The organism is Flavobacterium frigidum, assembly GCF_048286795.2.
The window spans coordinates 19,924-29,645 of the sequence record NZ_JBLVPT020000025.1; the positions used below are offsets into that span (position 1 = coordinate 19,924).

A 9,722-nucleotide genomic window follows, 5' to 3' on the forward strand; every position below is an offset into this window, starting at 1 on the left:
GACTTAGTCATATTTATTATTATCAATACAGTTATTACTGTCTACTACCTTTATTTTGTAGTCTTTGGGTGCTAAATTTTTTAGATGATAAAAACCGTCAGTACCTTTTATTGGTGTTGGAATTATTTCTATTGTGTCATCATAAAATTTATAGCTACCTGTACCACCTGTTACACTAATGACAATTTCAACAGTACCATCGTGGCATAAGGGGTTTTCAGCAGAAACAATCTCGAATTGTACAGCTGTTGGATCATTATATATAAATGGTTCAAATGATTGAAGTGTTCCTCTTGGTACTCCATTATTCTTTGCTTGATATTCTATAATGTACCTTTTGTTATTCATCAACCTACCACTATCTAAGTTTTTAAATTTATAAGCCCAAAGATTTTTTGTAGCATCAAAAACGAGACTTGTTATTTCCTCCTGTTGAGAGAAAAATATTGGATCACCATTTACTTTCGGAAATGGAATTATTTGCATAGGGCTTAGTGTTTCGTTTGGCTCTAATGGTCTTTGAAAGTAAGCTGCTATTTCTTTTATAGGTCCTCCTTTGCAATCTGGAGGAATAAATGTTTTATCCACAAGTATTGGAGCACATGGGGAGTATTTAATGGATAATGGACTGGTAAAATTATTTGTTTGATTGTATCCTAGTCGAAAAAAAATTGTTTGGTTCAAATAATTCAAGTGGTTAATACCTAATAATTCATGCATAGTAATTTCGGTCAAAGCAACATTATTAGTATTTTTTCCATTAATATTTAAAGGCAGGTCTGTCCAATTGATTTGATTGTTAGTAGAATATTGCCAATGATATACGGAAGAAGGAAAACCTGCAGGAAATGCACCAAGTTGTAATAGGCTTCCTGCACATATTTCAGAAGGTGAATTTAACTCTAAGTTGCTTATTGTCACATTAGGTTTGAAATCAATTAAACGAACATTTCCATTACAACCGGAAAGTGAAGGATAGGTAGCATTTATGAGTTGGTTCAATGTTTTTGATGAAGTACTATTAAACTCACAGATAGTATTGTTTTGACAATCAGAAATTAAAGCAATAGTAATACTGCTTGATATATATATGTTGCTAAATTCTCTTTTATCCGATATGCTTATTGCGTTTCCACCTTTCTCAAATGAATCAATTAAATTTGAATCATTATACAATTCCCAGTTGTAATTTGCAGCATGACAACCTAATGAGGATGATGAGTACTGTATGGTAAATCTATAAGTTTGACAATAACCAATTTGACCTAAAAATAATAGTAATATTAAGTAAAATATTCCTCTCATCTTCCTAAAATTTAACCGTATAAAAATCCATTTTAGACATTCTTCCGTCTTTAAAAATCGCTCTAATACCGTATTTGTAATTGGTGTTTATGGTAATGGTTGGGTCAGATAGTTGTCTTTTTTTCCCATCTACAATTTGAATTAATTGCAAAGCATCTTTCTCAGAGGCTTTGTATATTTCAAAACTATCGACCAAGGGATTGCTGTAATTCCAAGATAGATCAATGGTGTTACTTGTTTTGTTAGCTTGAGCAAAAAAACCTTTTATTGCTTCCATCACTCCGTAAAAAGGAACAAAAGTTGATAGGTTAGGCGAAGGCAGCGATTGCAGATTTGAATCATCTTTTGCGAAAATGGCATAGGTATAGGTATACCCTTCTTCAACAGACTTGTCTTGAAATTGTTCTTCTTTGTTTTTGGTTTCAAAAACAAGTTTCCATTCCTTTTGATCGTTTTGTTGTCGATACAATTGGTGTACTGTCACATCTTCACTTTGGCTGTTAAACCATTCTAAGAAAACCCCTCCTTCTTTAATTTCATACTTTGAAAAAACGGGCGATGCGGGAGGAATAATATCTGGCTTTTTTAGAACAAGGGGTTCTGAAAATTCAGACATATTGTATCTGTAATCTACTGCAATCACTTTGTAATAGACTTTACTATTTAAGGTTTTGAGTATTACTTTATCTTCAAAAGTATTCTTTTCATTTGGACTCACTGTCAACTGACTGTATTCCTCAGATGCATTGTATGCTTTATAGATTCTATACCCCAACACGTCTTTTTCTTTATTTGTATCCCATAAAATTTTTACAACGCCCAGACTGTCAATAGTTCCTTTTAATCCAACGGGTTTACTAGGAGGTATTGAATCTATTGGCTGAACAAGCATTGGGAATGAGGCTCTACTAGTCCCCTGTTTCCCAACTGCGGTTATAGTAAAATAGTTGGTTGCGTTTAATTTGTTGTAAATTACGTTGCGAGCCTTTGGCGAAATGTTTTTTATTACAGTAACATAATTACTATCTTCTTTATCAGAACGATTGAGTTCAAAACCAGTTATTTCTTCATTCCCTTCCTCTGGAAATTCCCATACTAGGTTAACAGTTGCATCATCTTTAAATTCTTTTAAGGTAAGGTGAGGAACATATTTTAATAATGACTTTCCTTTGCCACTAACAATTTCAGAATAAGGCCCCAATTCTCCAAACATTGAAATACCCTGAATACGATAATTATATTCTCGATTGTTTGCAATTGAGTCCACATAAAATATTCTATTATTATTTGAATTTTCTTGATTTAAACTGGTGTAGGGTTTATCAGTAATACGTTTAAATATTTTTTTATCCTCTGAGCGTTCTATATAATAACTACCATAAGCGTGTGCTAGTATATTGAAGTTCCAACTTAACATAGTGCTATTATCGGTAAAATGAGCTGTAAAATCCATTGGTTTTGGTAATGTCTCAACCTCTTTAGGATCTATAAAGGCACCACCATAAATAATATCTAATTCTTCTTTAGGTACATTAGAAGAAATCCGATACAGGTATTTTTCATTTTCTTTTATGGTATTATCTTCAAATCCTAAACCTGCTTTTTTAGCAATTTCATAGTCTTTATCAGCCGTGTATAAAGCAAAAGTGAATCGCTGCTCCGTTTCTTCAGAAAGGTTAATGATAGATTGTAAATTATCGGTTCCTGTAACGGAAAAATCTTCACCATAAAGTGCTTGAGCTATAATAGCGGCATTTTCATTGGTATCTATTATGGTTTCCCAAGATGCTAAGGGTTCTGGTTTACATTGTTTAGCCAAAACAACTTTTTCTGGAATTGATAGCGTTTTATTGTTTCGCGCAATAGTAAACCGCTCTACTAAGTAGCCGTATTTGTTTAATTTTTTCCAAGCCAAAGCATCGGTCACGGCCCAGCGTAAAAGTATCTTATCTTTTTGAACTCTTGTAAGTACTTTTATTTCTAGTTTATTTTCAGATATTTTAGGCTCTTTAATTAGTGGGTTTTGAGCAAATCCTACATTTATAGTATTTAAAATAAGGAACATTAAAAATTTGGGCTTCATTTTAATTGGTTTTATTAAATGTAAAAATAGAACTTGTTCCTAGTTGACCACCTGGTAAAGTATAATTCAATTTTATGTTATAGTTCCCTTTTTTGAGGTACGGAAATTGTCCGTTGATGATATAATCATACTTTGTTTTCATGACTTGATTGGCAGTATTCAGATATTTGTTGACTACTTTATATCTTAAATCCACAAAGTCTGTTTTATAATAGAAAGGTAAATTATATCGGTATGGCAAGTAATCTCTCAGCATAAAACTACTTGAGTTATTCATAATATAGTCTTGATACCACACTAATGTTTCAACACCTTTTGTTGGTGGAACTCCTAAAACATTTGTATTTCTATTTAATGTTAAATCACTTTCTAGGGGATATCCTTTATATATCAAAGGAAAAATCTCATTGATATAATAATTATCGTCAAGTATAGCCTCAGTAGTAACTAAAGGAATATTTAAGGTCTTCGCATTACCAATAAGTTCAATTTCGTCAAATGGTTCTGAGGAATTATTGATAGAATGTAAGGCATGAACATCTGAGTAAATGATTTCTACCAAAGTCTGTTTTGGTTTTTTTACAGCCATTTTTTCCTGAAAAGTATTGTATTGACTTGTGTTGAAATTATATTGCAAAAGTTCAATCCCTTGTCCTCCAGTTATGGTTTCTTTTAATTCATTATTTTTAGTTTCAACGCTAGTTTCTGAATCTAAATTTTGTGTTTGATAACTTTCCTTTAGGTTGTTATTTGCTTCTAATTGAGTTTCCAGTGTCATTAAAGTAAGATTGTAGGACTTAGTTGTTTCTAAATCAGGCATATCAATACTTACTTTTTTCAAACTAGGCGAATAGGATAATGCACCATTTACAGTTTTAGATCCAGTTTTGTAAAAAGCTTTTTGAGCCTGACCAGCTTTTAATTCAAACAAATAGGATTGACCTTGTTTAAGAACTACATAAGCTTGCTTGCTTTCATTTTTATACACATATTTTTGATCAAAAACAGGATAACAATAAGCAATATTGGTTATTGGTATATTATTAGGTGCTGCTCCAGTTGTGAAATTAATAGTCTCATTTTCAGTTGCTATTTGACCGTTATCATAAATAGTTTTCCAAGTACCATTACTGTATTCTTGGAAACTTACTTTTACATTAAGTGTCAGTTCAGAGTTTTGTGGTAATACTTCTGTAGCATTGAAACTGACTAAATCATTAGTTGTGTTCCAACTCATAGTGCCAAGTATTGGAGTGCCATTTTTGTTAACGGTATATTCCTCTAATTTTAGTCGATATGTCTTTGTGCCATTATCTTCTTCGATAGTGAAGCTTTTGTCTATTGGCATATTAAATCCTACTTGTGGGACGGCAAAAACATTTACATCCTTAGCATCTTTAGTAGGTGTGATATCGGCTATGGCTTTTAAACCGTTTACAGGAGTGTCATTTATAAATTCACATTCTTTTCCAAACTCAAGTTTAAATCGGAATCGTCCTTTTACTAATCCCCCAAGCAGATTAAAATGTCCTCCAAGATATCCTCGTATCCACACTGGATTAGGAAGCTTAGCTTGTAACAGAACAGCTCCACCACCTTTTATAATTGGTATTTTTTTTCTAATCATGAAAAGTTTAACCTTAATACCTAATTCTCCTTGTAAATAAGCGTAGGACTGACCATTAGCGTACCAACCATTAATACCAATGGGACCAGAACCTTTACATGCGGCGTCACCATAATCCTTAACCATAATGTCAAAACCAAAACCTGCATTAAAATTAGCGTAAAACAATAAAAACGTTATATCCCCAGTTTTAATACTAAAATCTGATCCAAATGCAAAACCTTTACCATTTCTAAGGCTATTTTCATTACGCATATAATCTAATTGTTCTGCAGTAACTCCTAAGATTTGCGCAACAACTGCGGGAGGAGGTGGACTAGCTGGTATATCATCACCCATCATGAAATATCCTCCAGCTTCAACCTGTAATGGACCTACAGCCATTTTTAACCCTAAGCGATCGGTAGGGGTTCCCATGCGAATATACCACTTGTCTGGAGCGAAATGCAACACCGCCCAACCAGCTCTGTTGCCTGATGCACGACCTTTTATAAAGCCTCCAGGAGTATCAATGTATAAATCGAACGTACCGTGTAATGTTTTTGACATGAAATCATATTCTATGGCTGCAAAAGCATTAATTCCCATCGAGCTTTTTATATCATTGGGATATAATTCTTCTGCAGCTTTGGATAAATCTTCTTGTTTTAATTTCTCTAGGATTGCTTTTGAAAATTTAGCTTCTTTTTCACTCACTTTTTTCAAAACATCTTTAAGTTTATCTGGTACGGGAATTTCAAAAGGTTGCATCACATGCCCCTCACCATAAATACTGATTCTATTGATACCAGAATTACTATTAAAAGCTATTTCGAAACCTGCGCCTCCCCAAAATGAATCTGCCGAAGCTGTTCCTGAAAATTTAATCATAGCTTTTACACCTAAACCTGAAGTAATATCTGGAACATAATTAGACCCTGATGCTGTAAAATTACTACTGAACCCTTCCTTTTTCATTCGGTAGGAAGCACCACCTCCAAAACCTTTAAAAGTAATTGCTCCCGACGGAATATTTAAATTATCTGCCATAGCATCAACATACCAATACCTAAAAGTTGTAGCCCCAAAAATAGCGTTTGCCTCAACCTTAATTCCTCCCGTAAAATCACAACTCAGCATTCCTTTAAAGCCTTTACCATAAATAGGATCGTGGTCCATGATTGCAATGCTACCATTTAACTTCATCCCTCCTATATCCGCACCAATATTTATCTGTTCAAATTTAAGACTGTCGTATTTCCATTTTTGAATACCTTCCTCTTTGCTAAATTTTCCAATGACATAAAATTTAGTTTGTCCTGTAAATTGATTTTCCATTATATTGATCGCCAAATCAACTTTTAAACTAGCACTTTCAGGCGCAGTAATTAAAGAAATTTCATTGACAGTTACTGGAAAATTACTAAGGCTAGCATCTTTACTTTGGAGATTTTTGTAACCAAAATAATCAGCAGTTAAGTAAGGAGTTACTGTTTGTAATATTAAATTTTCGAATATAATCCCTTTAAAATCAACAGTTTCCTTACTTTGTGTATTTACTTCTGTTTGTGTAGTACTAACCGATTTATTACTCGCTTGCAATGACAACGTCCCGAATAAAACAGCTTTTGGAAAAAATTTACCGTCTTTTACTTTTAGTTCAACATATGAATTTTCCTTAATTGTTGCAGTTGCTTTGAAGGCCTGAAAGCATATATCATTACTAACTTGTGCATTAAGAATATATTCATCTTTTATTGGATCTATGCTACCCTTGTATTTTAACTCAGATCTTTTTCCTTGGCTACAAGTAGATGATGTATCAGATACAGGTAGAAGAATTTCGCCATTAAAATTAGCTGACACCAATGAATTTGCAGCAATTTTAACATCGAGTGAGTCTAAAGACATTTCCCACCCAGAGGCATCACCTTCATCTAGGCTAATTAAATTAGTTCCTAAAAAATGTCCTGAAACCCCCATACGGTCAATTAGTAGATCTTTTGCGTTAAAATGTATCCTAGCCTTACTATTCTTTTTTTTGAATTCCTCAGGTAACACAACATTAAGCGTTTTTACATATATTCCCCGCCATAAATTTTCATTTCCTGGTATTAAATATTTGGATTCATAATTAACAGGCCAGTTTACATTTTTAGAATTTCTTAAATCGCTAAAATCCAGTACTGCTTTATTTAGTTCGAAACAAAAACCTTTTTTTGAAGCCAACTCAAATTTTGGCATAGATATTTCTACCAAAATATCATTCCAATTTGACACAACAGTTTTGAAATTAGTAGTAACATTTGCTGTCTTATCTTCAGCAATAAATTTGTCATTAACTGGGACGATTAGATTTCTGGAAAATTTTAAATCGGCAGTAATTCCTAGTTCTTTAAAACCATTGCAATCAATGGTGACATATGTCTTTTTATCAACTTCTCCAGTTGCCATATTCATACCTCCCTTTAAAATCAATAAAAGATGTTCACCATTAATTTTGATAGGAACGTCACCAAGTAAGGTTAGATTCGTATCGCCAACTAATCCACCCTTGTGTGATAACTTTATGTTGTTAGCACCAAAAAACAATTGTTTTGACTGCCCGTTAGCATCTTTTTGAGGAATTATAATTCGTACAAAAGCTGTTAACTCAGTATATTCAGCTTTAAATGTGGCCTTGCTTATCCCTAACATGTATTGAATGCCTCCAATGGTTTTTTTTATGCCTATTGGTAACATCGAAAGTTTTTTAGGCTCTAAAAAATCCGTTAAACTGCTATTTTTTTCTATTTTTTCTATAGTAGCTTTTGCAAGTTCTAAATCTTTTTGAGTCTCTTGTGAAAGAGGAAAATTATGATCTAAAAAGTCTTTTGTAAACTCACTTGTTTGTTGATTGTAATGAAAATTAGAAGCTACTTCAGGAGTATGTTTTTTAGTCAAATTAAATTTAGAAGAGAAAGAATTTTTATTTTGACTTTTTAATATTGTATCGTTATGTACTTTTGCGTAAGAATTGAAACTAACAAAAAGAAGGGATATACAAAATGTAAAAATATTTTTTTGTAAAGTAATTTTTTTCAAGTTCGGTATATTTTAATGGTTTGAAGCCTTTTTAATTTAATTTTGTGGTCAAATTTTTTTTATGCTTTAATTTTAATAAAGTTAATGATCAACAAAATCTACTTTTAATGACAGTAACCATTTAGTTGTTCGTTTTGAAAACAATTTTTGTGACTTATAGAGAAAAATCATTTCAAGAATTTTATATTTATCAATCTTTAATTAAATATTTTTATGAAAAAAAGTTTCATTAAGAAATTTTCCTAATATTTAATAAAACTTTAACGGTTGCAAATGTAAGTTCTTTAATTCAAAAAATAATAATGTTTTTTATAAATAGTAATTTATTTAATAGAAAATTTCTTTTTAAAATTGATCTGTTTTCTCCTTCACTGCATTACTGCAGTTAAAAATTATTTGTTATCAACAATTTATAAAAGCACTACCATTCAATATTGTTCTACTTTAGGAGGTGATTTTATAATATAAATATGCTAACCTCCAAAAATTCTGACAATATATCCAGACTAATTTAGATTCGATCATCCGTCGAGGAACTAGGTTAATAATATGTCAAATACATGATTTTTTGGTATTTTTGTTTCGTCTGAAGAGTATTATAAAGTATTTATAGTTTCGCAAAATCAAAAAAAATGGGATTTTCAGGATCTTTTATTTTAGGCTTTTGAATAGCAGTGCCAATAAATAAAACAATTGAGAACTTTATTCAATTAAATACTAATTCCTTACAATTATATTGATATAAATCAAAACTTTGAAAGTAAACCTAATGTTGAGTATAGTTCTTAAAAAACATACCGAAAGCTCATTAAATACTGGGACTTTTATAACGGCACTGGAGCCTCATTCTGTACAAGAAAAAAAGCTTAAAGAATCATTTTTTTTGGCTTTAGACTTAATATTTAAAATCATAATTTCAAGCTCTCAAAAAATGTTAATATCGGAATTAGGTGTTCGATTGTAGGCCCCGTCAGTCCACAAAAACCTCATAATCAAATGATTATGAGGTTTTTTTTAGTTGACAATGCAGTTGATTTTATTACTGTTTGTAAATCATATTGTTTTTATTGCTACCCCCTCTGGTGCTCGTTTGCAACGAGTACCTACTTACTTAATTATCAAAAACAAAGCGTTTGCAACGCGGATTACTTAGAGAGATTACCATAAAGGTTCAACATTTACGTTGCAAAAAACAGTATTTTCTTATTCATAATTTCTATAGCTGCTCTTTACATAATCTCTTTCATGAAATACAATTCCCGCTTCAACTGGATAATCACGGATGTAGTTTACTCGTTGTTCCATTTTTTTCCAAAGTATCTAAGGTATCGGTATGAAAACCATCTTTCCAGAATTTATACTTTGTTGCTCTTCCTGATTTTTGAGCTTCAAAATTAAATTTTTTTTAACAGTCATTGGCTCCGCCGAACCACTTCGTTAGGTTTCGCATCTACTCTGCTTCGCTAGTTCGTCTAAGGCCTCGAGTCGGGATGTTCTTGTATTGCTTTAATTAATTTTTTTGAGGTATACTTCCACTAGTGTCCAATTAAAATAAGTTGAAAACCAGCTGGTTAGTATTATGTTCATTGACATTATTGTAATCTGATTTCATAAGTAGTTCATTTATAGATGTTTTTTCGAGTA

The 9,722-nt window shown here is 31.9% G+C and carries 3 protein-coding genes; all 3 read right to left on the reverse strand.

Annotated elements, in window-relative coordinates; genetic code table 11:
* Positions 1 to 3: 3 nt before the first annotated feature.
* From ACNQGB_RS15560 to ACNQGB_RS15570, 3 genes are read right to left on the reverse strand one after another with little or no spacing between them, the layout of a single operon-like run.
* Complete coding sequence (locus ACNQGB_RS15560; protein WP_417946027.1) at positions 4 to 1,305, reverse strand: hypothetical protein; 1,302 nt, start codon at positions 1,303 to 1,305, stop codon at positions 4 to 6.
* A 4-nt stretch (positions 1,306 to 1,309) separates the two neighbouring features.
* On the reverse strand, positions 1,310 to 3,388 hold the full coding sequence (locus tag ACNQGB_RS15565) for a fibronectin type III domain-containing protein (RefSeq protein ID WP_417946025.1): 2,079 nt from the start codon (positions 3,386 to 3,388) through the stop codon (positions 1,310 to 1,312).
* A gap of 1 nt (position 3,389) precedes the next feature.
* Positions 3,390 to 7,937 (reverse strand): hypothetical protein, encoded by a 4,548-nt coding sequence (locus ACNQGB_RS15570; protein WP_417946024.1) that lies wholly within the window; start codon positions 7,935 to 7,937, stop codon positions 3,390 to 3,392.
* Positions 7,938 to 9,722: the final 1,785 nt, after the last annotated feature.